This is a genomic window from Paenibacillus sp. FSL M7-1455 (genome assembly GCF_038004655.1).
In the GTDB taxonomy this organism is placed as follows: Bacteria; Bacillota; Bacilli; order Paenibacillales; family Paenibacillaceae; genus Paenibacillus_AQ; species Paenibacillus_AQ cookii.
Genome location: NZ_JBBORO010000001.1, coordinates 3,600,346 through 3,624,059, shown reverse-complemented (window position 1 = coordinate 3,624,059; position 23,714 = coordinate 3,600,346). Strand labels below are relative to the sequence as shown.

Genomic DNA, 23,714 nt, shown 5'->3' with positions numbered 1-23,714 from the left:
CGTTTTTTTGGCTTTTAGGAAAATCAGATTATGCTGAATCTAGTTTGAATGGCCTAATCTACTCAAATATGAAGCAGCTGAAGGGTGAACTTCCACCGCTTTATGTTACTTTTGCAACTACTTTAGGGGAAGGATTGCTTGTTATAATAAAGATTGTGTCCCATTTTTTTGGAAACCTGCCGTTTTCATGCGCATATCCCTATAAAAAATGTTTGTGGAATGAGGTAATTTTTCGTGACAATGATAGGCATCGATTTAGGAACAACGAACAGCCTTGCGGCCTGCTGGACGAAGGGCGGACCTGTGATTATTCCGAACGTGCTCGGAGAGCGGCTAACGCCGTCCATCGTCAGCGTGGACGAAAACGGGGAAATTTTGGTCGGGCAAATCGCCAAGGAACGGCTGATTACCCATCCCGAGCTGACGGCCGCGGCGTTCAAAAGATATATGGGGACGGAAAAGGTGTTCCGTCTCGGCAGATATTCGTTTTCGCCGGAAGAACTTTCTTCTTTTGTCGTCAAAGCTTTGAAGGCGGATGCGGAAGCCTATCTCGGACAAGAGGTGACGGAGGCGGTCATCAGCGTTCCGGCGTATTTCAACGATACCCAGCGCAAGGCGACGAAGCGGGCCGCGGAAATCGCCGGGCTGAAGGTGGAGCGGCTGATCAGCGAGCCTACGGCCGCCGCCATCGCGTACGGGTTGCATCAACAGCAGTCGGAAACGAAGTTTCTCGTATTTGACCTGGGCGGAGGCACGTTTGACGTGTCGATTTTGGAATTTTTCGAGGGCGTCATGGAAGTCCAGTCGATTGCCGGCGACAATTATTTGGGCGGCGAGGATTTTACCGAGCTCCTCGCTTCCTGGTTTGCGGAAAGGCACGGCATCGACGTTCATGCCTTGGAAGCGAAGGAACGATCCGCGCTGTTCAAACAAGCGGAAGTATGCAAGCGCGGCATCGGAAACGGTACATACGGGCAAATGAGCTTTACTTGGGACGGGAAGGAATACGAATCGACCATCGACCGGAACGAATTCGAGAAAATCGCCGGCCAGCTGATGCTTCGGCTGCGCCATCCTATCGAACGCGCGCTGCGCGACGCCTCGCTTACGCCGGACGAACTCGATGCGGTCATTTTAATCGGCGGAGCCACGCGTATGCCGGTCATCAAATCGGTCGTCAGCCGCATGTTCGGCAAGCTGCCGTTCAATCAGATCAACCCGGATGAGGCGGTGGCGTTGGGCGCGGCGATCCAGGTGGCCCTCAAGCAGAGGGACGAGGCGCTCAAAGAGGTCGTGCTGACGGACGTATGTCCTTATACGCTTGGCATCGAAACGACGAAGCCGCTGGGCGGCGGCCAATTCGACAGCGGCCATTTCAGCCCGATCATCGAGCGGAACACGCCGATTCCGGTGAGCAAGGTCGAAACCTACAGCACCATCCACGATCAGCAAAAAAGCATTCGCGTCGTGATCTACCAAGGTGAAAGCCGAAAAGTGGACAACAATATCCGCCTTGGCGAGCTGGAGGTCCAGATACCGGCCGATGAAGCGGGGAACCAGTCGATCGACGTCAGGTTTACGTATGACATCAACGGAATTTTGGAAGTCGAGGTTACCGTGCTGAGCACAGGCCTCAAACAAAGAACCGTCATCGAAAAAAATCCCGGCAAACTGTCGCAAAAGGAAATCGAAGAACGGCTGCAGCAGCTGAAAGACATCAAAATCCATCCCCGCGAACGTGCGGAAAACCGGCTGCTGCTGGCCAAAGGGGAGCGGCTTTACGAGGAATCGCTGGGCGAAAGACGCTCGGAGATCGCGTTTTTGCTGCAAAGATTCGAGCAGGTGCTTGCCTCCCAAAACGAGCAGGACGTCAAAAAGGCGGCGGCGGTCTTAAAGAAACAGCTGGAGGAGCTTGAAAGGTGGCGTGACTATTAATGCAAGTTTGGAATATCCTCGGGATCGAAGCGACGGATGATACCGCCAAGATCAAAAAGGCTTATGCGGCCAAACTGAAGCAGCATCATCCCGAGGACGATCCGGAAGGGTATCAGCGGCTCAGGGAGGCATATGATTTCGCCCTGAAGGAAGCAAAGCGGCACCGGAAACAAGCGGCAAGCGCGGCTTCCGCGGAACCGGAAGGGCTGTGGGAGGAAGACGGGACATCCGCTTTTTTTGAAACGGAGACGGAATTGGAGCAGCACCATAAAGCCCGGCATGGGGAGATGTTCGACCTGGACGAAGACGGACAGGAGGAGGTTGGGTCCGCTTCCGAGCCCGAGACCGAAACGACGTACGTTCACCGCCGCGTTGCCGATTTTGGCCAGCCTCTGCCCCACGAGCAGGCCGATCCGGCGGAATCCTTCATGGAACGGATCGAACGGCTGTACGAGGATTTTCCTTCGCGGATCGATCCGAACCGGTGGATGGAGGAGCTGAATTCCGACGCCATCTGGAACGTAAGCATCCAGTCCAATGTATCCGGCCGGCTGCTTTATTTCATGGATGATCATCATTTTGTGCCCGAAGCCGTTTGGACGATGCTGGAAGGCACTTTTCATTGGAGCGAAATGGCTGCGGAGGATCCGGAAGAGTTCAAGGACGAATTTCCGAACGTATACGCCTATGCGGTGGAGAAACCGTCGCTGCTGCATTTGGGATATTCGGCGCTTTTGCAGGCACAGGATGCCGATGTGGAGGATTTTTTGTGGTTGCGGGAAAAAGGGCTGCTGCTGATGCTGGAACAAGATTACGAGTCGGCGGCGGAGCTGCTTGAAGAAGCGGCCGGCATGTTCGGAGCGGATCCGGATGTCGTCCGGCTGCTCACGGAATGTTACGTGCAGACGGGAGAGCGGGATAAAGCGCTTCAGGCAAGCAGCGAATTGATCCGGCTTCAGCCTGATGAAATTGACGGATACCTGCACCGGGCACGGCTTTGGCTTGATCAAGGCAACCTGAACGAAAGCCTCCAGGACGCAAACCGCATTTTGGAGCGCAACCCGTCCAACAGGTTGGCGCTTTCCATCGCCGGGCGCTGTTACATGAAGCTTGGAGAGCTGGATAAGGCGTACGGCATGTTCAAACGGATCGCGGACGAACAGCCGAACGATATCGAAGCCGTGTTGGCCCTGGCGGACATCGACATGCAAAAGCTGGACGCGCTCAAGGCCCGGCCTGCCGGCGGCAAACAAGCGGAACGGAAAAAGCTGCTGCGGGCGCTGGGCAGCAAACCTCTTGGCCTGCGGCTCAAGCAGGGCGCTTATTTTCTGCTCGCGGGGAAATGGGTCAGCCTGGTCATCCTTATCATTTTGCACCTTTATGCGGCATCCTCTTTTGCGAAGTACACAGGGGAAAGCCTGATCGGTTATTTCGCCCATGCCGATAAACCGCTCGAAATCCGAACGGTGGCTTCCGTCGACGAACTCGGCCGGCTGCCGGCGAAGGTGGACGGCGTTCGTTTCACGCTTGAAAAGGCGCAATATACCGGCGTGGTTCAAGTGACGACGAAGGAAGAGGATGAAGAGGATGAAGGGGATATCAGTTATTTGAAAGAAGAAGAAGCGCAAAAGCAGGGAACGGATTCGGTTATAACCGGATATGTATTTGTGGGCGAGTTGAACGGCAAGCAGTTGATCGTCCTTGCGAATCAAAAGCAGGCCGAACAGATGGGCGGCCGGGGCAAGATCGAGCTGGAAGGAACGGTTCGCGATACGGATGCGGATATCGTCAGCGAATACCAAACATGGAGAAGCCATATGGCCGAAGCCGAAGCGGCCGCGGCGGCATTGCCGGAAAAAGACGAAGCGGACAAAATCAAGAACAGCCTTGAACGAATGAAAAAGGTACAGATGAATCTACCGTTTATGTATCCCAAGCCGGAAACCTACGTCGATGCGGTTAAGACGCCGACAAGCGACGGTCATGTCCGCATCCCCGTAAGGTTTTATATCCTGTTCTTCATTATGGCGTTGTTTTACATCTCCGTCTTTGCCGAAATTCGAAGAATATGGCGTTTTCTGCGTTACAATTAAGGCTTGAAGGGAGGAATGGGCTTGCAGCAGACGATGGAGCTTGCCGGGGCTTTGCAGCCCTATGTCGATGCGATGACGGCGCTGTGCATCGAAGGGCGTTATGCCGACTATCACGTTCAAAACCCGAACAGGGTGTTTTCCAAAACAACGGATACCCGCAATACGTTAAAATTATGGAAAATCGAAAATGCGGACGGATTAAAAGAAGCGCTGGAGTGGTTTTTGGCGGAAGGAATGAGGAAAGAGTTCGCGGATCTGGGCGGTACATTGTCCGTGCTGAAGGCTGAAAAGCGGGCCGGATATATCGAGGAAACGCAGGACCCGGTCCTCAGGCATAAGCTGTCCGTCGCCAACCAATATTTGGGGCGGCTGCCTGCCGGGGGGATCGCGGCGTACGATTGCAGCTGGGGCGTGTTTATCAGCTGTGCCGCGCGGAAAATGGTTTATTTGACCGAACAGGAGCGGTGGGATTATGTCGCCCGATTCGTCGCGCTCGCGAAAGAAAACTATTCGGACTGGAACGATTACACGGCGGGTTTTGCGGCCGGGGCCGCCTATGCTTTCGGGCAAAAAAGAAGCAGCTATATCTCGGACAATCAAGCCGTTTTCGCGAAGCTGCTGCGGTCGCGCTTTAGCCCGTTCCGGAAAGTGCAGCTGAACTAAGCGATCACACATAAAAGAATCCGTTCCCCTTGAAAGGCGGTCTTTGCAGCGCAAAGAGACCTAAACATCGAGGGGCGGGTTCTTTTTTATGTCACGGGCTGAACCCTATGAAACCGCATAGCGAACTATATTACATAAAGTTTTCTCTATAAAACAGGACTAGATTGGAAAATATCGCCATATACATGGTGTTGGACATGCTTGGTGATCCATTTTACGAGTCTGGGCTGCATGGCAGCAACATTTTTATTAGAGGAGGCTGTTTGGATATGATATATGCTGAACCGGGACAAAACGGATCGAAGGTCACGTTTAAAAAACGCTACGACAATTATATTGGGGGCAGATGGGTTCCTCCCGTTCAAGGCCAATATTTTGAAAACGTTTCGCCGGTCAACAACCGGGTGTTTTGCGAGGTTGCCCGTTCGACGGCGGAAGACATCGAGCTTGCGCTCGACGCTGCGCATGAAGCAAAAACGGCTTGGGGACGGACTTCCGCTTCTGAGCGTGCAAATATGTTAAACCGGATCGCGGACCGGATCGAAGACAACCTGGAGCTGCTTGCGGTGGCCGAAACATGGGATAACGGCAAGCCGGTCCGGGAGACGCTGGCAGCGGATTTGCCGCTTGCGATCGACCATTTCCGTTATTTTGCCGGCTGCATTCGGGCGCAGGAAGGAACGCTCAGCCAAATCGACGATGATACGGTGGCCTATCATTTCCATGAGCCGCTCGGGGTCGTCGGGCAAATCATCCCGTGGAATTTTCCGCTGCTGATGGCGACTTGGAAGCTTGCGCCCGCGCTTGCGGCAGGCAACTGCGTGGTGCTGAAACCGGCGGAGCAGACGCCAGCTTCGATCATGGTGCTTATGGAGCTGATCGGGGACCTGATTCCGCCGGGCGTCGTCAACGTCGTGAACGGGTTCGGGCTTGAAGCGGGCAAACCGCTTGCATCGAACAGCAGAATCGCCAAGGTTGCTTTTACCGGCGAAACGACGACAGGGCGGCTGATCATGCAGTATGCCTCGCAAAACCTCATCCCGGTGACGCTGGAGCTCGGCGGCAAATCGCCGAATATTTTCTTTGAAGACGTCATGGCCAAGGACGACGCTTTCTTCGATAAAGCGCTTGAGGGCTTTACGTTGTTCGCGCTGAATCAAGGGGAAGTTTGTACCTGTCCGTCCCGCGCATTGATTCAGGAATCCATTTACGATGCGTTCATGGAGCGGGCGCTCAAGCGCGTCGCCTCGATCAAACAAGGCCATCCGCTGGATCCGGCGACCATGATCGGTGCGCAGGTCTCTACCGAACAAATGGAGAAAATCCTCAGCTACATCGACATCGGCAGGCAGGAAGGCGCGGAGTGCCTGATTGGCGGCGGCAGAGCTTCGATCCCCGGGGAGCTTTCGGACGGGTACTATATCCAGCCGACGGTTTTGAAAGGGCAAAACAACATGAGGATTTTCCAGGAGGAAATTTTCGGACCGGTCGTCGCCGTGACGACGTTCAGGGATCGGGAAGAAGCGCTTGCGATCGCAAACGATACGCTTTATGGGCTTGGCGCCGGCGTTTGGACGCGAGACGTCAACACCGCGTACCGGGTCGGACGCGAAATTCAGGCCGGCCGCGTCTGGACGAATTGTTATCATGCGTATCCGGCTCATGCGGCGTTTGGAGGTTATAAGTCGTCCGGCATCGGCCGAGAAAACCATCGGATGATGCTGTCCCATTATCAGCAGACGAAAAACCTGTTAGTCAGCTACAGCCCGAAAGCGCTCGGATTTTTCTGAGCCTGAGGAGCCGAAGATGACGCAAGGGAACAGCGAAGTTCGCAAGGTCGTTGCGACGGAGGCCGCATTGGAACTGATTGAACGGCTTCGCTCGAAACACGGGCCGGTCATGTTCCATCAATCGGGGGGATGCTGCGACGGAAGTTCCCCGATGTGCTTTCCATTAGGCGAATTTATCGTCGGCGACAGCGACGTGCTGATGGGAGAGATCGGGGGCGCTCCTTTTTACATGAGCAAGGCCCAATACGAGTATTGGAAATTTACGCAGCTCATCATTGACGTGGTTCCGGGCCGCGGCGGCATGTTTTCGCTGGAAGGACCGGAGGGGCAAAGATTTCTGACCCGCTCCCGCGTTTTTACCGAAGAGGAGCAGCGAAGATTGAAGCTTTTGTAAAGCGTCGTCAAAGCTTGCAAAGCGCTTGCAATCCATGACTCGGATCCAAGAGGACGAGCGGTCGACAAAAGCGGTTTTCTATGATATGGTTACCGGTAGATAAGGCATTTCGTTCCATGGAACGAAATGCCTTATCCCATATTCGGTTTTAAATGACATTAAATGTATAAAGGGCGGTGATGTGATGGTGCTCGTGCTTCCCCAGCTACGGGGGGCGAAATCCGTAGTCGAATAGACGATTGATTTTGGAGAGCATAAATGACCAATGATAAGAGGAGAGTTGTTAAAATGAAAACATGTTTTCAAGCTCTGCAGCGCACGCCAATGAATCGGACGGGCCTCAAACGTCTACGGAACTCGGGACGGCTGCCCGCGAACGTTTTCGGTTCGGGTGCAAATTCTGTCCATATCCACCTGTCCGCAAGGGAATTCGCAAAATGGATCCGAAGCGGGGGAGACGGTCTGGTCGAGCTGAATCTTGAAAATCATGGACCTATAACCGTTTTTCTGGAAGCGGTGCAACGCGATCCGGTCACGAGGGAATACATTCACGCCGATTTCATCCGCGTCAAGGAAGACGAACAAGCGCAGACGCAAGTCAACGCGGGGTAGACCTCATTTGGTCCTGTCCCGGTCGGGGTTTTTTGAATATAGCAGCACAAGAAGGCCTTCCGTACCGGGGGGCCTTTTTTAAAGAGCTGGAACAAGTCATGGGGGGATGTGGAGATGACGTGGGCCTCGATCAGAGGCGATGCTCAAATTTTGAACAAGGCAACTGCCGCCGGAGCTCTTGGCCCGGATCGTTCAACTATAACCGTTTTCTCCCGCCTGCCGGCAAAAAGGCTATGTTAATCTAAAGGTATGACTACCGGTTACATGAACCGGATCAAAAACCGAGGAGATGGACATGTACAATCAACCAACAGCTTTACGCTCCGTATTGGCTCCCGAATATTTGGAGCATTGCTTGAGCCGCCTATATGATATCGGGCCGTGGAAGCAATGCCTGTTTTGGTTAAGAGGTTTGAATGACACTTACCGGATCGAAACTCCCGACGGGTTTTATATTTTGCCCGTGTACCGTTCCGAAGTCAGTGAAAGCGACGTGAACTTTGAAGTATCTCTGCTAACCGAACTCCGGAGAATGATGGATGCGACAACCCATGTATCAGAGCCTATCCCGAAAAACGATTCCACTTTGTATACCGTTTTGAATGCGCCGGAGGGGGAGCGGATCGCGGTCATTTTTCGTTATTTGAAAGGCATTGAACATCCGCTTGATGACGAAGCTTCCTGCTATGCCTTCGGCCGATCGGCCGCTGCCTTGCATGCTGCCATGGATCTGGTCACCATCGCGCAGCCACGGTTTGCGTTAGATACCGATTTTCTTATTCAACAACCGTTAAAACGGATTTGCGAATACATAGGGTTAGAACATCAAGCTGTTCCTTTTTTGCGGGAATTTGCGGTTTCACTACAAAAACGCATCGAAATTGCAGCTGCATCCGGTTTGGATTGGGGGCTGTGCCACGGCGACATGCACGGCAACAATAACGCCTTTCTAGAAGGAGAGCAGTTCACCCATTATGATTTCGAGTGGGCCGCAAAAGGGTGGAGGGCGTATGATCTTGCGCAGGTGAAGGCACGGAAACGCCAGTCGCCGGAAAAGCAAGATGCCTTATGGAATTCGCTGATGAGAGGTTATCGATCGGTCAGGCATTTCTCAGACGAAGACGAACAAGCCATCGAGTTGTTTATTATGGCAAGGCGGTTTTGGGTGATGGGATTGGATGTCGCCTTTATCCATCAGGATACGGGTGCCCTTGATTATGGCGAAGCATGTCTTAACGGCTTTCTTGAGGAATTCCGTCACGCGGATCATCGGCAAAATATCCGGCAACAAATGATGAATGCTTACATAGTCTTAAAAGAATGACGCAATCACACCGTTAAGGAGCGAGCTAAGTATGCAAGCGGGATTTTGGGTTAGGCTCGGAGCGATGTTGCTGGATGCCCTCATCGTCGGATTGCCTTTGGTCATCCTTTCTTTGCTGATTACCGGCGGAAGACCCTATGAAGAATATGTGACCAATATATTGTCCTTTTTGTATTCATTGCTGGTGCCTGTTTTTTGGAGCGGATATACCGTCGGTAAGCGGATTTGCGGGATCAAAATTAGAAAAGTGCAGGACCATTCCCCGCCCGGGATCGGAACCATGCTGCTGCGCCATGTCGTTGCAGGCATCATCTACGGCTTGACGTTTGGGATCGGCACGATCATTAGCGCGTTCATGGTTGGGCTGCGGGAAGATAAACGATCGATTCATGATTTTATTGCCGGGACGGAAGTCGTGCATGATGATTTTTCGTAGACCGACAATTTGATTGAAGCGATAAGTTATAACGACATATCCAAGGCAGCCGATTTCCATCGGCTGTTTTTTTGCGCCCCGCAGTCCGGATACTTTGGCCATAATTGTTCTTTCCCTTTATCTTTGGATGCGGGATGATTATCGTTAAGTTGAACTATGATTGATAGGGGGATGAGTATGCTCCGGGAACGGATAAGAACCTGGATCGAATCGTACGATCGAAACGGGTATTTGAATGGATCGATTCTCGTGGCCGGCAACGGGCACAGGATCGTGAACGAAGGTTTCGGCATGGCGAACCGCGAACATGGAGTGGCGAATACGCCTTCGACCAAATTCCGTATCGGCTCTTTTCGTTTTTCGGCATCCGGCGGGGCGAGCACGTTGAATATACCGACGATGTCGGCAAAAAACGGCGGCTGTTCAAGGTTGGCTCCTGATTTTTTTCTGAAAAAAATGCCCCCAATGCGTTCCTCCCCCGAAGATTCGGTACTCCGAACGACTTGCCATCGTGTATAATTTTGGTAACAGATTCCTGAAAAAGGCGGGAGATCCGAGCATGATGAACGGGGAGTACAAGCACAGGATCGATTCGGTGATCCGATATATCGAAGAAAACGGCAGCCAAAAATTGACGCTGGAAGATCTGGCCCGTGCCGCGAATTTTTCAAAATACCATTTCTCCCGCATTTTTACGGCCATGACGGGCGTAACGCCGGTGGCGTTTTTGAACCGGAAAAGGCTTGAGAAGTCGGTGCGGCTGCTGGGGGAAACGAATATGACGGTTTTGGCGATCGCGGGCGAATGCGGGTTCGAGTCGCTGTCGGCATATCACGCGCTGTTCAAAAAGCACTACGGAACAACGCCCAACGAGATGCGCAAGGCACGAACCCAATACAGCAATATTTCGCAATGGACAAGCAATATGCCGGAGGAGACCGCGTCCGGAACGGCCTACAATGAAAACCGTAAGAGATCATTGCTAGGAAGGACGTGGGATCGGATGATCGCCATAAAAGAATTAACCCCCCTTAACGTCGCATATGTCCGCCATGTGGGAAGCTATCTCGATACGGGCGCCGCATGGGACAAACTCGGCCGTTGGGCCTACGAACGGGGGATAACCCCGCCAAGCGAGCATTTTATCGGCATTTCGCTGGATGACGCCGGGCTGGTGGACGAATACGCCTGCCGGTATGACGCTTGCGTCACGTTGCCCGAAGATTGGACGCCGGATTCCGCGGACCCGCAGGTGCAGTTTAAGTCGCTGTCCGGGGGCATGTATGCGGTATACCCTTTTTACGACACCATCGATAAATTCGTGCTGGCGTATCAAAACGTATTCGGCCTTTGGCTGCCGAACAGCGGATATGAAGCCGACGACCGGCCATGCCTGGAATTTTGCCTGAACGATCCTGCGCGGGATCCGGAGGGAAAATGCAGGGTGGACTTGTACGTGCCGATCAAAAAATAAAATTTAAAGACATTGCAAGGCAGAACGCCTGCAGCTTGGAGGAATGAAAATGAATTTCGAGGCGGCATTCGGCCGGTTTCCCGTGATCGCGTCAGACAGGCTCGTGTTAGGCAAAATCGGAGAGGAGCATTTGGAGGAACTGTTCGAAATCTACGACAATGACAACGTTTTTACATACTGCGGCATCATTCCGAAGCATAACAAAAACACGGTCAAATCCATGATCGGACATTTCGAACGGGATTTCCTCAAAAAAAGCCGGATCAAATGGGGCATTTTTGCGGTGGGGAACCCCGGCAAGCTGCTCGGCATCATCGAAGCGTTCGATTGGAACCAGAAGGTCAATTCGCTTTCCGTGGGTTATTTTCTGGCGGAACGGCATTATGGAAAAGGCATTGCGACGGAAGCGCTGCAAACGCTCACCCGGTTTTTGTTCGAGGTGGCCCTCGTCAACCGGATCCAGGCCGAAGTGATGCCGCCGAACGAAGCTTCCAAAAGGGTGCTTGCCAAAAACGGGTTCCGAAAAGAAGGATTGCTGAGACAAGCGACGTTATGGTCCGGAAAAGGGGTCGTCGACCTTGAAATTTACGGCAAATTGAAGGAAGACGCCGCGAAAGAACCCGGATGGGCAAAAATATGACGTATCAACGCCGATTTTGTGCTATACTAGAGATAACTTCAAGCCGTGTGTGACTGGCGTAACGTGGGGAACCACGAGGGAGCACATGGATCATAACAGCCGTACGCCTGGGCGAAAGTATTTGGAGGGGATTCCTTTCCGAATGCTTTTTTTTGTTTGAAACCAAAATCGGAGGCGACAGAAATGAGCATGCTGCTAAAAACGAAACCGCTGGCGAGCGAGGTGTCGGAATCGATCATCGAAGAGGTGAACCGCTTTAAGGCAAAAGGGATTCACCCCCGGCTGTCTGTCATTTTGGTAGAAGGCGATCCGGCATCGGCATATTACGCGAAAGCAAAAGAGAAAAAAGCCCAACAGCTGGGCATCGCGTTCGACCTGATTTCGTTTACGCCGGAGGTGACCGAGCAGCGCCTGCTGGACGAAATCGAAAAATTGAACCAAGATCCGGCCGTGCACGGCATCATGCTGGAGCTGCCGCTCCCCAAACATATCCGCCTGCAAACCTGCTGCGACGCCATTCGACCGGAAAAAGACGTCGACGGCATTTCATCGGCGAACAAGCTGGCCTGCATGACGGGGGCAACCGGCATTTATCCGGCAACGCCGCAGGCATGCATTCGGATCGTGAAACATTTCGGGTTTTCGCTGCAAGGGAAAAACGTGGTGCTGGTCGGGCACGGGGAAACCGTCGGAAGGCCTTTGATGCAGATGCTGCTCCGCGAAAACGCGACCGTCACCGTTTGCCATTATTACACGCAAAATCTCGCCAAACATATCGCGGGCGCGGATATTTTGATGACCGCCACCGGCTGCGCCGGACTGATTACGGCCGATATGCTGCATCCCGAGCTGGTCGTGATCGATGCCGGTATTTCCGAAACGCCGAGCGGCATCGTGGGAGACGCGGTTCCCGAAGCGGTGGAAGCGGCCAAAGCGGTAACGCCTGTACCGGGCGGAGTGGGGACGTTAACGACCGTGCTGTTGTTCGAAAATTTGTTGCATGCCATCCGGCTGCAGCAGCCATCGAAAGAGGTGTAGCGCATGAACGGACAAAATCACGTTTTTGATCAGCCGATCCGCGAATTTTTGCATTCGGCCGCTTCCAGTGCGCCGACGCCGGGCGGGGGAAGCGTTGCGGCATTGGCTGCGGCCCTGGGGGCGTCCATGGGCTCCATGGTGGCGAACATTACGAGCGGACCGAAGTTTGAGCAGGTGCGGGAACAAATGGCGGAAATCGTGAAGCTGATGCAGGACGCGATGACCGAAGCCGAAACCTTTTTGAAAAAGGACATCGAATCCTTTAACGGTTACATGGCCGCGCTTGGGCTCCCCAAAGCATCGGAGGAGGAAAAGAGGCAGCGCTCCATCGCTTTGCAGCAAGCGGCGGTGCAGGCGGCTTCCGTGCCCCTGCATCTCATGAAACGCTGCCTGGAAGTCATGTCGGCGCTGGCGTCGGTAACCGAACAAGCGAATAAAAACGTCATTTCGGATCTTGGCATCGCGTTGCTGATGCTGGACGCTGCGGTTCAATCGGCGTGGATCACGGTCGAGATAAACCTTGGCAGCATCAAGGATGCCGGCGTGCGGGCCACGTTCCAGGACACGGGGGCGGAGCTTTCTTCCCGTTCGGCGGGCATAAAAGATCAAGTATTGGGACAAATCAGGGAGAGGTTGGCATAGACCTATGAAAATTGAGCCATGGGAGCAGCTCATTCGTCATATCGAACCGGAAGCAAAGCTGCTGCGGGCACAAAAGCTTCAAGGCGGCGTTTCCGCCCAAGTAACGAAGCTGGAAATCGAACTGCCCGAAGGCGTCGTTCGGAAGCTGCTTGCGCGTCGGCACGGCGAAGCGGACCGCAGTCGAAATCCCCATATCGCGCGGGAAGAATACAAGCTTCTTCAGCAACTGACTGCGGCGGGGCTGCCTGTTCCGAAGCCGCATGCCGTGCTCAGTTCGTTCGGCGATGCACCGCTGATCGTCACGGAATTCGTGGAAGGCGAATCGATCCTGTCGCTGGATCAGATTCCTGATGCCGAGCAGCAATTGGCGGATCGGTTGTCGGATATCCATCGGTTACCATGGGAACGGTACGAGCTCCGTTTTCTCCCGAAACAGGGGGATCGGTGTTCCGCCAAACTTACGAACAGGCCCGGTCAATTGGATGATTCGTTGTGGGAAGGCAGGATCCGAGACAAACTGGAGTCGGTCTGGCCCTTGAAGCATACGAATAACGAAGTGTTACTGCACGGGGACTTTTGGCCGGGAAACGTCATTTGGAAGAATGGAAGCATCGCGGCGGTCATCGATTGGGAGGATGCGGCGCTGGGCGATCCGCTGTTCGATCTGGCAAATGCCAGGCTCGAACTATTATGGGCCTCCGGTATCAGAGCGATGGAGAAGTTTACGGAGCGGTATCAAACCCGCAATCCTCATCTCGATTATGCGGGGCTTCCCGCGTGGGATTTATTCGCTGCGCTGAAACCCGCCTCGGCGTTATCCGATTGGGGGCTTGCACCCGACGCCGAGAGGCAAATGCGCGAAAGGCACCGCCTGTTTGCCGAACAAGCTTTGGCAAGGATTTTGGGCTGAAAGAAATGCATTGACGCAAACGGATTAGCAAGGACATCGAAACTTCGTGTTTGATAATGTCAAAAAAGCGGCATGTTTCACATACTATTCGTTAAGGCGCATGATTTGCGCATGGAATGAAAGCGACAGGCGGTGCGTAAATAAGCACAACTTTTTTTCTTGTACGGCACGCCATAAAAGAAAAAGCCGTCGGAGACGTTCCGCTCACCCCTAAGGGCGTGCTGCAAGCTCAAGCGACGGCCGGCCGTTTTTGCCATTTGCCTATCTCAGCCGTCTATTCCAGCCCCCTTCGAAGGGCGCAAGAGACCGCCGGATGCATTGCCCAAGCGACGGCATCGGCCGTCCGCGTGGACAGCCGTTTGAGGGAGCGCGCGAATTGGGGGGATTTGCCGGGACAAAGCTTTGAAGCGTTTGTCGCCATGTGGGAGCGGTGTACGCGTGATCCGGAATATTTGCCGCCCGTCGGGGATTCGGCCAAGCAAGCGGGGGAGCGGTTAAACTCCTTATTATCGGAACTGGCCGCGGAGCACTCCGCTGAAAGTCATATTGTATTGGTCACGCATGGAGGGTTGATCACCGACTTTTTGGTGCATGCCTTTTCCGAAGAAGCTTTGGAGGTTTGGCATCCGAATTTCGTTGCCGTCCAAAGCGAGTTGATTCCCGAATGCTCCGTCACGACGCTTATATATGAACGCGGGACTTATGCCATTGAGGACTTTGCATCCGTCGATCATTTGAAATCAGTCCGCTAACTTGAAATCGGCGTTATTGAACAACCGGCAATCCGCCGGTGTTTTTGTTTTTGAACAGGAAAAATGGAGGAATTCGCGCAGAGCGTTTATCCGAAAACGCCGCCGTGGCTGTCAGAAAGCGTTCAACGGGCAAACCGCCTGCTGATAGAGGCTTTTAAATACGGACATAAAAAGGGGACGAACCGAACCGCCGGGTCAAGGAGTTGACCGCTGCCGGAGACAAGGGGCCGCTGACCGAAGCGCAGATGCAAGAAAATCCGGAATAGGCGATGATGGCGCTGGGAATGGGCTTCGCGGTTTCATAGAAAAAAACCGTCCCGACGGATGAACCGATGAATAACGGCCGGGGCAAGGGCACTTTTGTTCAAAGTGTCCGTCTTTCGGGCCACAGTTCACGAGGCGGGACGGTTTTCTTCATTTCGCTGTCAACGGCGGCCGTCGGCGATGACCTGAGGCGCGCTGTTTTTCAGCAGGATGCTGCGGTACAAATATTCGAAAATGAATTCAAACGCTTCCAGATGTTTTTTCGCTTCAAACGCGTTTTGCCCCCAGGCGTAGATGCCGTGGTTGCGCAGCAGAATGCCCGGCACGTTCGGATTCAGCACGTCTTCGACGCGTTCGGCGATCGACGGGATATGGGCGAAGTTGGGCAGCACCGGAATGGAAATCGCCGCATTTTCCTCCCAAATGTTAAACGCTTTGATCAATTCGATGCCTTGGGCCGGCACTGCGCCTTGGTCGCCGAACCATTCGCTGATCAGGTTGTTGAAAACCGTGTGCACGTGAAACACGGCGCCGCAGCCGGTCAGGCGGTAAATTTCGCAGTGGATCTGCGTTTCCGCGCTGGGCTTCAGGCTGGTCGTTTCGACGGCCCGGCCGCTTTTGTCCACGAACAGGAAGTCCTCCGGCGTGCTTACGGACTTGTCTTTGCCGCTGGCGGTGATCGTAAAATAAAACTGCTCCGGATCAAATTCGCCGACGCGGACGGACAGATTGCCGCTGGTTCCCGGAAACCAGTTTTTGGCCGCGAACTGCTGCTTGATTTGCCGAAGCTCGTCCAGCGCTTGCTGTTTATGCTCCAGGCTGATGTTCGCAAACGTCATAAATTACCGCACCCCCTGTTGTCGTTTCTGCTTCATATCGTTCATGATATCGAAAAAGTCTTGGAATGGTACGTGCTTGACGCCGAGCTCGGCGCACTTGTCGGTCAGGATGGAGCGGGAATAGACCAAATCGGCGATTTTGGCCCCTTCGAAATCCGTCAGGCTGTCCCCGATCAGAATCCGTTCGTACCGGTCCTCCGGAAAACGGCGCATGACCGTCGTCTTGCACATGCCGCAGCCGTTCCGGCACGGCTCCTGGCATGGATGAGGCCACAATATTTCGATATGGTCCCCGCTAAAATCCGCGCTGTTGCAGAAAATATGGCCGCTTGGGATATCAAACGGCGCCAGTAGCGGGTCGATGAAAAAATCCATGCCGCCGCTGGTGACGTAAAAATCGATGCCTTCCTGCTTCACGTAGCCGAGAAACTCGCGAAATCCTTCGCGGATGCCTGCGCGGCTCACGACGAAATCCACGATTTCTGCCTTTTTGCGGGAAGGGAGGAGGGCAAACATGGCGCCGACGCCTTCGCGCAGCGAAATTTCTTGGTTGACGGTCCGCTGCATGATCGCCTCATAACCTTCGGGCTTGAACTCTTTCATGATGGCGACGATGTTGTCCGAAAGGGTAATCGTCCCGTCGAAATCGCAAAAAATGACGGTTTTTTTGCCTGATTTCATCGTTCTCCCCCCCAAGCTTCAAGGGCTGCCTTCAGCTCGGGATGGCCGTCTTCCGCGTAATCGGCCAGGCGAACGGAACGCTGCGCGGCTTCGATCGCCTGCACGAAAGCGCGTCCGCCGGCTTCGGTCCCCATCGGATGCCCGTGAATGCCGCCGCCGGCATTGACCACGACGTCCTGGCCGAAGTCGCGCAAAATGAGCGGGACGAGTCCCGGATGGATGCCCGCGGAAGGCACCGGCATGCTCGCTTTGACCGGCAGCGCGTCCGTCAGCAGTTCGTCGCGGATCGCCATGTTTTCATCGCGCGGCATCGTCACCGACCCGTAAGGCGAAGGGAACAGGACCAGGTCCGCGCCGGCGAGGCGCATCAATTGCCCGAGCAGCACCGAGGCGGAAATGCCGTAGTGGGGAGAAGGATAAAAAGCGCCGGCCATGGCCGGATGCGCGGCAATCGGCACGGTAATTTCCGGATCGGAACTCAGCTCATGCAGGACGTCGTATCCATACGACAGCACGTTGAAAAGGAGAGCGTTGGCGCCGGCGTTGATCGCTTTAAGCGCCTGGGATTTCAGGTTCGACGTATGGCCCGTCAAATTGGCGGCGTACAGCAGTTTTTTGCCCGTCGCGCGGCTGGCTTCCTCTGCGGCTTTCAGGCAGACCTCGACGCGTTTTTCGATCGGCGTCAGTTCGTTTTCGAACAGGATTTCGTCGTCCTTGATCAGGTCGACGCCGCCGAGGGCCTGCTTGACGAATTGATCGCGGAGCTCGTTCATGTCGAGCCCGATGACGGACTTGAAAATGCTCATGAGCAGCGGGCGGTCGTGAACGCCCAGCAAATCGCGAATGCCCCCGATGCCGAACTTCGGACCGGAGAAGGCCGAGAGATATTCGTCCGAAAACCCGAGACGGTTCAGCTTGATCCGCCCGTCCATGGAGATTTTGCCGAAAACGGTGACGAGCAGCGCCGGAATGTCTTTGCTGAAGTTGACGTCCGGATAGGCGATCGTTACGTCGGCGTAACGTTCACCCGGCTTTGCGCCTTCCGGTTCATGGACTTCGACGTTCAGCACCTGGCCGAGATGTTTTTGCATCGACTCGCGTTTGGCTTGCGGAAGCTCCGTCCAGCTGCCGACGGTCATGCCGACGGCGATGGACTCGGCTTTTTTGCGAAAATCCGCTTTGTCGTCGTACAAGCGGTATGTGGCCGTGCAATAACTCATGAAATTCCCTCCTTCAATGCAGCTCCCATTTCCCTTGAACGTTCCGCGCAGCGGGCGACCGCAGCGATGACCGTTTCGAAGAAGTCGCCTTTGTCGAGGACTTCCAGCGCGGCTTGCGTCGAGCCGTTCGGCGAGGTGACCTTTGCTCTCAATGCCGCCGGTTCTTCGCCGGTCACCTGCACCATGCGGGCGGCGCCAAGCACGGTCTGCACCGTCAGTTCGCGGCATTGCTGGGGCGTAAGCCCTCCGCGGATGCCGGCGGCCATCATCGCTTCCATCATGTAATAGATGTAGGCCGGTCCGCTGCCTGAAATTCCGGTCAGAATTTCGAGCTTTTCTTCTTCGACGATCGTGACGGTGCCGACCGCGCCGAACAACGTCATGACGGTTTGGCGCTGCTTGTCGGTGATTTCCTTGGAGTAGGCGATGCCCGTCGACCCGAGGCCGATGGAGCTGGACGTATTCGGCATCGTGCGGGCCACCGGCTGTTTGCGGCCTAGCAAATCCTGCATGGTGCGGATCGTAAGACCCGCGATGACCGATACGATCAGCGTGTCGTCGGAGAGCAGCGGCCCCAGCTTCTTCAGCGCCTCCGCCGCGTCCTTCGGTTTCATCGCAAGGACGATAACCGGCGCATGTTGCAATATCCGGGGCAACGCCTCCGCATCGTTGCTGACATTCACGCCGTATTTCTGCTGAAGCTCATCCAGCCGGCGGGAATTGCTGCGGTTAAGCATCGTAATGTCGGCCGCCTGCACCACCGATTTGTGGATCAGTCCCCGGACGATGGCTTCGGCCATCGATCCGGCGCCGTAAAAGGTAATAGGTTCCGCGATCATCGCTTGCTGTTGACTCATGTTATATCATCCTCCCTGCGGTGTATCGAATGGGCAGCCGGACCAAAGCCGCGGGATTAGCCGCGAATTTGGCCGCTGCCGTGAATGACGTATTTCGTTGAAGTCAGCGCAGGAAGTCCCATCGGACCGCGGGCATGCAGCTTTTGCGTGCTGATGCCGATTTCCGCGCCGAAGCCGAATTCGAAGCCGTCCGTAAAGCGGGTGGACGCGTTGTGGTAAACCGCCGCCGCGTCAACCTCCTGCAAAAACCGGCGGGCATGGTCTTCGTTTTCCGTCACGATGCATTCGGAATGCGTGGTGCCGTAACGGGAAATGTGGTCCATCGCCTCATCGAGCGTATCCACCGTTTTGATGTTCAAAATATAGTCGTTATATTCGGTGGCAAAATCCTGTTCCGTTGCGGGCACGGCCCACGGCACCAGCTTCAGCGTTCGTTCGCAGCCGCGGATTTCCACGCCCGCTTGCCGCAGCGCCTCCGCGAGAGGGGCCAGCCGATCGGCAGCAAAGCGGCTGTTGACCAGCAGCGTCTCCATCGAATTGCAGACGGAAGGGCGCTGGACCTTGGCATTGATGGCGATGGCTTCGGCCATGGCGCCGTCGGCCGTTTCATCGATATAAGTATGGCAGATGCCTGCCCCGGTCTCAATGACCGGAACGGTGGCGTTTTCCACGACATTGCGGATCAGCGCCTGCCCGCCGCGCGGAATGATGACGTCAAGCAGCCCATTCAGCTTTAGCATCTCGTCGACCGAGGAACGGTCCGCGCTTTCGATCAATTGGATGGCATCCGCGGGCAGCGCCGAAGCGTCCAGAGCTTCGTGAAGCACCTCCACGATTTTGCGGTTGGACGACAAAGCCGACGAACCTCCGCGAAGAACGACCGTATTGCCCGCTTTCAGGCACAGGCCGGCGGCGTCGACGGTCACGTTCGGGCGCGCTTCGTAAATAATGCCGATAACCCCGAGAGGGACGCGGAGCTTGGAAATTTTCAGCCCGTTCGGGCGTTCGAAATCGTCCAGCACGTCGCCGATGGGATCGGGAAGCGATATGATTTGCTCCAGGCCTTCGGCAATCGCTTCGATCCGCTGCGGATTGAGCGCCAACCGGTCGAGCAGGGAAGTGGAGATGCCCTGGGTTTGGCCGCGTTCCAGGTCTTCCCGGTTGGCGGCGATGATGTCTTCCCGGCGCCGGCGAAGGGCGTCCGCCATCAATTGAAGGGCCTCGTTTTTCTGCTGCGTGGTCATCCGGTTTAATGCCGCAGCGGCGGCACGCGCTTTTCCGGCTTTTAATTTGACTTCACTCATGAAACATCCTCCTTATTTTAAAGTAATGGAATACGCAAAACCGGCTATGACACTTGTCGGCCGCGATTCATGATGCCGAAAGGATACGGCTATTTTAACGTGATCCATTCGTCCCTGTGGATCACTTCGAGACGATGGACCATATCCAGCGTTTGAATGACTTCGGCGCTGCTCATCCCTTGGATGCGCCGCAGCTGTTCGTCGTCGTAATTGACGATGCCCCGTCCGAGCACGGTGCCTTCGAGGCTGAGCACTTCCACGACGTCCCCCGCCTGAAAATGCCCCTCGACGACCTTGATGCCCACCGGCAGCAGGCTGTGGCCGCCGCTCACGAGCGCCTGCTCGGCCCCGTGATCGACCCGGAGGGTGCCGAGCGGGGTCGACATGAACCCGAGCCATTGTTTTTTCACCGGCAGCGAGTGGAGGGTCGTATCGAAATACGTTCCTTTGCCGTTTCCCGCCACCGCCTGCCGCAAATCCCCGCGGGAATCCACCTTGCCGACGAAGACGGGAACGCCGCCGCGCATGGCGATTTTGGCCGCGTCCACTTTGGAGCGCATTCCGCCCGTTCCGACGGAAGAACCGGCTCCTCCGGCGATGGCGTAGATCTCTTCGGTAATTTCCTCGATATGATCGAACCGGACCGCATTCGGATGTTTGCGCGGATCGCCGGTATACAAGCCGTCCATATCGGTGAGGATGAGAAGGTTTTGGGCTTTGACCAAATTGGCTACGAGAGCCGATAACGTGTCGTTGTCGCCGAACTTCAGCTCATCCACCGAAACGGTGTCATTTTCGTTGATGATCGGGATCGATCCTTGCTTGAGCAGTTCCTCGATCGTCATGCCGGCATTGTTCATCCGCTTCCGGTTGCCGAAGTCGGTACGCGTGAGCAGGATTTGCGCCGTCGTAATGCCATGGGCGGCAAATGCCTCCTGGTACGCCTGCATCAGCAGCGCCTGTCCGACCGCGGCTGCGGCTTGCTTTTCGTGCAGGAGTTTGGGGCGGAATTGATAGCCGATGGCCCGAAACCCGGCGGCCACCGCCCCGGAGGTCACCAGCAGCACTTCGGCGCCTTCCTTTTTCAAAGCTGCAATTTCGTTCGCAAAAAACGCGACGGCATCCCGGTTGAGTCCGCCTTCGGCGGACGTCAGCGAGCTGCTTCCTATTTTGACGACGACGCGCGTCGACATCATTCATCACTTCCATTTCATTAATTTCGCATCAGGCGCGGGAAACATACCAACGTAAAGTCGCGAAGGCGATGGAGAATGCAAAAAAGACTTTCGTCCTTGATTGCAAAGGACGAAAGTCTGAGCTTCCGCGGTACCACCTTTATTGATGACATAAATCATCCGGCTTTAAGCCCTGTAACAGAAGGCACTGTCCCGCAGGGGATGCGGGCCGTTCAGGGGTAGGTTTCGGAGGGCACCCGGGTAAATTCTTTCAGCCGCTGGAATTTACTCTCTGTTTGCGCGGATGGTTCCTCTTACTGGTCCCGTCGTCACGTTTCATTGGTATGGAAAACCCGTTATTTCCACTTAGAATACCACGGAAATGGCAGGTTTGCAAAATAAAGATTTATGCGAACAGGCCCAGCCCGCCGATGCGCCGGGCGGCTTCCCGCAGCCTGTCCTCGGATGTGAGCAGTCCGACGCGCACGTAGCCCTCGCCGTGACCGCCGAAGCCGATGCCGGGCGCGACGGCAACCTTGGCTCGCTCGAGCAGAAGGTCGGCGAACGAAGCCGACGTATGCCCTTGAGGCACCGGCAGCCAACTGAAGAAGGAGCCGCTTGGCTTCTCGGCTTCCCAGCCGATTTCGGCGAGCCCTGCGAAGAAAGCATCCCTGCGGGATTCGTAACGCTGCACCAGCTCGCGGACGCATTCCTGGGAAGCCGTCAACGCTTCGGCCGCCGCTGCCTGGATGCCGCCGAAAAGGCTGACGTAGATATGGTCCTGAAGTTGGTTGATCATCGAGACGACTTCGCGGTTGCCGAGGGCAAAGCCGACGCGCCAGCCGGCCATATTGTACGTTTTGGAAAGGGTGTAAAACTCGATGCCGACCTCTTTGGCGCCGGGCGCCTGAAGGAAACTGACCGGCCGCCGGCCGTCGAAGCCGATGGCGCCGTACGCGAAGTCGCTGGCGACGACGATGCCGTTTTCCGCGGCGAATTTGACCGTATCCTCGTAAAACGACAACGGCGCCGTGGCGGAAGTCGGATTGTTCGGATAATTCAGGAACATCAGCTTGGCCCGGCGACGGACGGACTCGGCGATGCCGGCGTAGTCCGGCAGGAAGGCATGGTCTTTTCGGAGCGGCATGAAGGACATTTCGGCCTTCGCAAGGGCGACCCCGGACCAGTAATCCGGATAGCCGGGATCGGGAACCAGGCAGAGGTCCCCCGGATTAAGCAGGATTTGCGGGAGCTGCACCAGGCCGGTTTTGCCGCCGAACAAAATGGCGACTTCTGTTTCGGGATCGAGCGAGACGCCGTAATCCTCGAAATAGCGTCTGGCGATCGCTTCTTTTAAAAAGCCGTATCCCGTAAAGGGAGAGTATTTATGATATACAGGGTTTGCCGCCGCTTCCTGCAGCGCTTGGACGACATGGGGCGGGGTCGGCGTGTCCGGGTTGCCCTGTCCCAAGTTAATGACGTCATGGCCCGCGGAAATTTCGCGGTTCACCTTTTGCACGAGCGTGGCGAAAAATTGCGTCGGCAGCTGCGTCATCACGTCCGCCGGTTGGATATGAAAAGCCGATCGATATTGCGCGGGGTCTGTCGATTTCATCGTATGATCACTCCGGTTTCCAGCATCGAATAGAATAGATTTAATCTAACATGATTTATCCGAGCTGTATAGAGGGAATAGCCATCCTGCACCTGCCCTTGATGAATCGCTCCGCTGCATTTATGATGGAAGACAACGCAGGCGGGGAAGCTCTCCCGCCCTAATCCTAACGCGGAGGGCAAGGAGGAGAAACATGACACAGAGAGGAAAAACATTGGCCGTGGCGCTCATCCAAGCCGACATCGAAATCGGCCGCCCGCAGGCCAATAAGGCTCACTTGGGGGACTTGATGGAAAAGGCGGTTCAAGGCGATCCGAAGCCGGACCTGCTGGTGCTGCCGGAGATGTGGAATACCGGGTACGCGCTGGAGCAAATACAGGAGATCGCCGATCCGGGCGGGGAGGACACGAGGGAATGGCTGTCGTCTTTTGCAAGGAGACACGGGGTCATGATCGTCGGGGGGTCCGCAGCCGTCAAGATCGAAGACCGCATTTACAACACGATGTACGCATTTGACCGGACCGGACGGCAGATCGGGGCATATTCGAAGCTGCACCTGTTCCGCCTGATGGACGAGGAGAAACATTTGACCGCCGGAAGCGAGCTCGTGAAGCTGGAGCTTGAAGGCCTGACGGCCGGCGCATCGATCTGCTATGACATCCGTTTTCCGGAGCTGGCCCGGAGCCTGGCGCTTGACGGCGCCAAAATGCTGATCGTGCCGGCGGAATGGCCGCATCCCCGCCTTCGCCACTGGCGTACGCTTTTGGCGGCGCGGGCGATCGAAAACCAAATGTACGTCGTCGCCTGCAACCGGGTGGGCAGCAGCCGGGGCACCGACTTTTTCGGCCATTCGATGATCATCGATCCATGGGGCGAAATCGTCGCCGAAGGCGGCGAGACGGAGGAGATCGTCACGGGCTGCGTTTCGCCGGAGCTGGTGGACGAGGTACGGGGACGGATTCCTGTATTCGCGGATCGGCGGCCAGAGTTGTACGCGGATAGAAAACGGGGGGCGGACATCGACCAAGGTTCGCAGCCGCAATAAATAAAAAAGGA

23 protein-coding genes and 1 riboswitch are annotated in these 23,714 nt (G+C 55.4%); of the genes, 16 read left to right on the top strand and 7 right to left on the bottom strand.

Going from position 1 to position 23,714, the window contains the following annotated elements; all coding sequences use genetic code 11:
- The first annotated feature begins 234 nt into the window (after nucleotides 1-234).
- The 15 genes from NYE48_RS16660 (at nucleotide 235) to NYE48_RS16590 (ending at nucleotide 14,703) form a co-directional block, all read left to right on the top strand.
- Nucleotides 235-1,935 (top strand): molecular chaperone HscC, encoded by a 1,701-nt coding sequence (locus tag NYE48_RS16660; RefSeq protein WP_340999478.1) that lies wholly within the window; start codon nucleotides 235-237, stop codon nucleotides 1,933-1,935.
- Nucleotides 1,935-4,028, top strand: a complete 2,094-nt coding sequence (locus tag NYE48_RS16655; RefSeq protein WP_340999477.1) for a tetratricopeptide repeat protein — start codon at nucleotides 1,935-1,937, stop codon at nucleotides 4,026-4,028. Before NYE48_RS16660 ends, NYE48_RS16655 begins: the two co-directional genes overlap by 1 nt.
- Before the next feature lie 21 nt (nucleotides 4,029-4,049).
- Nucleotides 4,050-4,691: a DUF1266 domain-containing protein gene (locus NYE48_RS16650; RefSeq protein WP_052146998.1), complete on the top strand. Its 642-nt coding sequence runs from the start codon at nucleotides 4,050-4,052 to the stop codon at nucleotides 4,689-4,691.
- A gap of 269 nt (nucleotides 4,692-4,960) precedes the next feature.
- Nucleotides 4,961-6,481, top strand: a complete 1,521-nt coding sequence (gene adh, locus NYE48_RS16645) for an aldehyde dehydrogenase (RefSeq protein WP_340999475.1) — start codon at nucleotides 4,961-4,963, stop codon at nucleotides 6,479-6,481.
- A gap of 16 nt (nucleotides 6,482-6,497) precedes the next feature.
- Entirely contained in the window at nucleotides 6,498-6,875 is a 378-nt protein-coding gene (locus tag NYE48_RS16640; protein ID WP_036715029.1) for a DUF779 domain-containing protein, read from the top strand.
- Between the two features lie 288 nt (nucleotides 6,876-7,163).
- The gene (locus tag NYE48_RS16635; RefSeq protein WP_340999473.1) at nucleotides 7,164-7,487 is read left to right on the top strand and encodes a hypothetical protein; all 324 of its coding nucleotides are present in this window, start codon (nucleotides 7,164-7,166) and stop codon (nucleotides 7,485-7,487) included.
- 295 nt (nucleotides 7,488-7,782) lie between these two features.
- Nucleotides 7,783-8,811 carry a phosphotransferase enzyme family protein gene (locus NYE48_RS16630; RefSeq protein ID WP_340999472.1) on the top strand — a complete coding sequence of 343 codons (1,029 nt, stop codon included), beginning with the start codon at nucleotides 7,783-7,785 and terminating at the stop codon, nucleotides 8,809-8,811.
- Between the two features lie 31 nt (nucleotides 8,812-8,842).
- Nucleotides 8,843-9,247 carry an RDD family protein gene (locus NYE48_RS16625; RefSeq protein WP_340999470.1) on the top strand — a complete coding sequence of 135 codons (405 nt, stop codon included), beginning with the start codon at nucleotides 8,843-8,845 and terminating at the stop codon, nucleotides 9,245-9,247.
- A 177-nt stretch (nucleotides 9,248-9,424) separates the two neighbouring features.
- Nucleotides 9,425-9,766, top strand: a complete 342-nt coding sequence (locus NYE48_RS16620) for a hypothetical protein (RefSeq protein WP_340999468.1) — start codon at nucleotides 9,425-9,427, stop codon at nucleotides 9,764-9,766.
- Nucleotides 9,767-9,806: 40 nt separating this feature from the next.
- The gene (locus NYE48_RS16615) at nucleotides 9,807-10,721 is read left to right on the top strand and encodes an AraC family transcriptional regulator (RefSeq protein WP_340999466.1); all 915 of its coding nucleotides are present in this window, start codon (nucleotides 9,807-9,809) and stop codon (nucleotides 10,719-10,721) included.
- 49 nt (nucleotides 10,722-10,770) lie between these two features.
- Nucleotides 10,771-11,361, top strand: coding sequence for a GNAT family N-acetyltransferase (locus NYE48_RS16610; protein ID WP_340999465.1), 591 nt, complete (start codon nucleotides 10,771-10,773; stop codon nucleotides 11,359-11,361).
- Between the two features lie 39 nt (nucleotides 11,362-11,400).
- Nucleotides 11,401-11,481, top strand: a riboswitch (ZMP/ZTP riboswitch).
- Nucleotides 11,482-11,544: 63 nt separating this feature from the next.
- Entirely contained in the window at nucleotides 11,545-12,399 is an 855-nt protein-coding gene (locus NYE48_RS16605) for a bifunctional 5,10-methylenetetrahydrofolate dehydrogenase/5,10-methenyltetrahydrofolate cyclohydrolase (protein WP_212952053.1), read from the top strand.
- A gap of 3 nt (nucleotides 12,400-12,402) precedes the next feature.
- Complete coding sequence (locus tag NYE48_RS16600) at nucleotides 12,403-13,041, top strand: cyclodeaminase/cyclohydrolase family protein (RefSeq protein WP_036715022.1); 639 nt, start codon at nucleotides 12,403-12,405, stop codon at nucleotides 13,039-13,041.
- A 4-nt stretch (nucleotides 13,042-13,045) separates the two neighbouring features.
- Entirely contained in the window at nucleotides 13,046-13,951 is a 906-nt protein-coding gene (locus NYE48_RS16595) for a phosphotransferase family protein (RefSeq protein ID WP_340999461.1), read from the top strand.
- 140 nt (nucleotides 13,952-14,091) lie between these two features.
- Nucleotides 14,092-14,703 (top strand): histidine phosphatase family protein, encoded by a 612-nt coding sequence (locus tag NYE48_RS16590; RefSeq protein WP_341000683.1) that lies wholly within the window; start codon nucleotides 14,092-14,094, stop codon nucleotides 14,701-14,703.
- A 425-nt stretch (nucleotides 14,704-15,128) separates the two neighbouring features.
- On the opposite strand, the gene NYE48_RS16585 is transcribed toward NYE48_RS16590, so the two are convergent.
- From NYE48_RS16585 to NYE48_RS16555, 7 genes are all read right to left on the bottom strand, one after another.
- Nucleotides 15,129-15,806, bottom strand: coding sequence for a methylthioribulose 1-phosphate dehydratase (locus tag NYE48_RS16585; RefSeq protein ID WP_340999460.1), 678 nt, complete (start codon nucleotides 15,804-15,806; stop codon nucleotides 15,129-15,131).
- Between the two features lie 3 nt (nucleotides 15,807-15,809).
- Nucleotides 15,810-16,487, bottom strand: coding sequence for a 2-hydroxy-3-keto-5-methylthiopentenyl-1-phosphate phosphatase (locus NYE48_RS16580; protein ID WP_340999459.1), 678 nt, complete (start codon nucleotides 16,485-16,487; stop codon nucleotides 15,810-15,812).
- Nucleotides 16,484-17,707: a 2,3-diketo-5-methylthiopentyl-1-phosphate enolase gene (locus NYE48_RS16575; RefSeq protein WP_340999458.1), complete on the bottom strand. Its 1,224-nt coding sequence runs from the start codon at nucleotides 17,705-17,707 to the stop codon at nucleotides 16,484-16,486. Before NYE48_RS16575 ends, NYE48_RS16580 begins: the two co-directional genes overlap by 4 nt.
- Nucleotides 17,704-18,564 carry a pyrroline-5-carboxylate reductase gene (gene proC / locus NYE48_RS16570; RefSeq protein WP_036715018.1) on the bottom strand — a complete coding sequence of 287 codons (861 nt, stop codon included), beginning with the start codon at nucleotides 18,562-18,564 and terminating at the stop codon, nucleotides 17,704-17,706. Before proC ends, NYE48_RS16575 begins: the two co-directional genes overlap by 4 nt.
- 56 nt (nucleotides 18,565-18,620) lie before the next feature.
- On the bottom strand, nucleotides 18,621-19,868 hold the full coding sequence (locus tag NYE48_RS16565; protein ID WP_340999456.1) for a glutamate-5-semialdehyde dehydrogenase: 1,248 nt from the start codon (nucleotides 19,866-19,868) through the stop codon (nucleotides 18,621-18,623).
- An 89-nt stretch (nucleotides 19,869-19,957) separates the two neighbouring features.
- The gene (gene proB, locus NYE48_RS16560; protein ID WP_341000682.1) at nucleotides 19,958-21,061 is read right to left on the bottom strand and encodes a glutamate 5-kinase; all 1,104 of its coding nucleotides are present in this window, start codon (nucleotides 21,059-21,061) and stop codon (nucleotides 19,958-19,960) included.
- A 388-nt stretch (nucleotides 21,062-21,449) separates the two neighbouring features.
- Entirely contained in the window at nucleotides 21,450-22,658 is a 1,209-nt protein-coding gene (locus tag NYE48_RS16555; RefSeq protein ID WP_340999455.1) for a pyridoxal phosphate-dependent aminotransferase, read from the bottom strand.
- Nucleotides 22,659-22,851: 193 nt separating this feature from the next.
- On the opposite strand from NYE48_RS16555, the gene NYE48_RS16550 reads away from it, so the two are divergent.
- A complete protein-coding gene (locus NYE48_RS16550; protein ID WP_340999454.1) occupies nucleotides 22,852-23,703 on the top strand; it encodes a carbon-nitrogen family hydrolase in 852 nt (283 codons plus the stop codon).
- The last annotated feature ends 11 nt before the right edge of the window (nucleotides 23,704-23,714 follow it).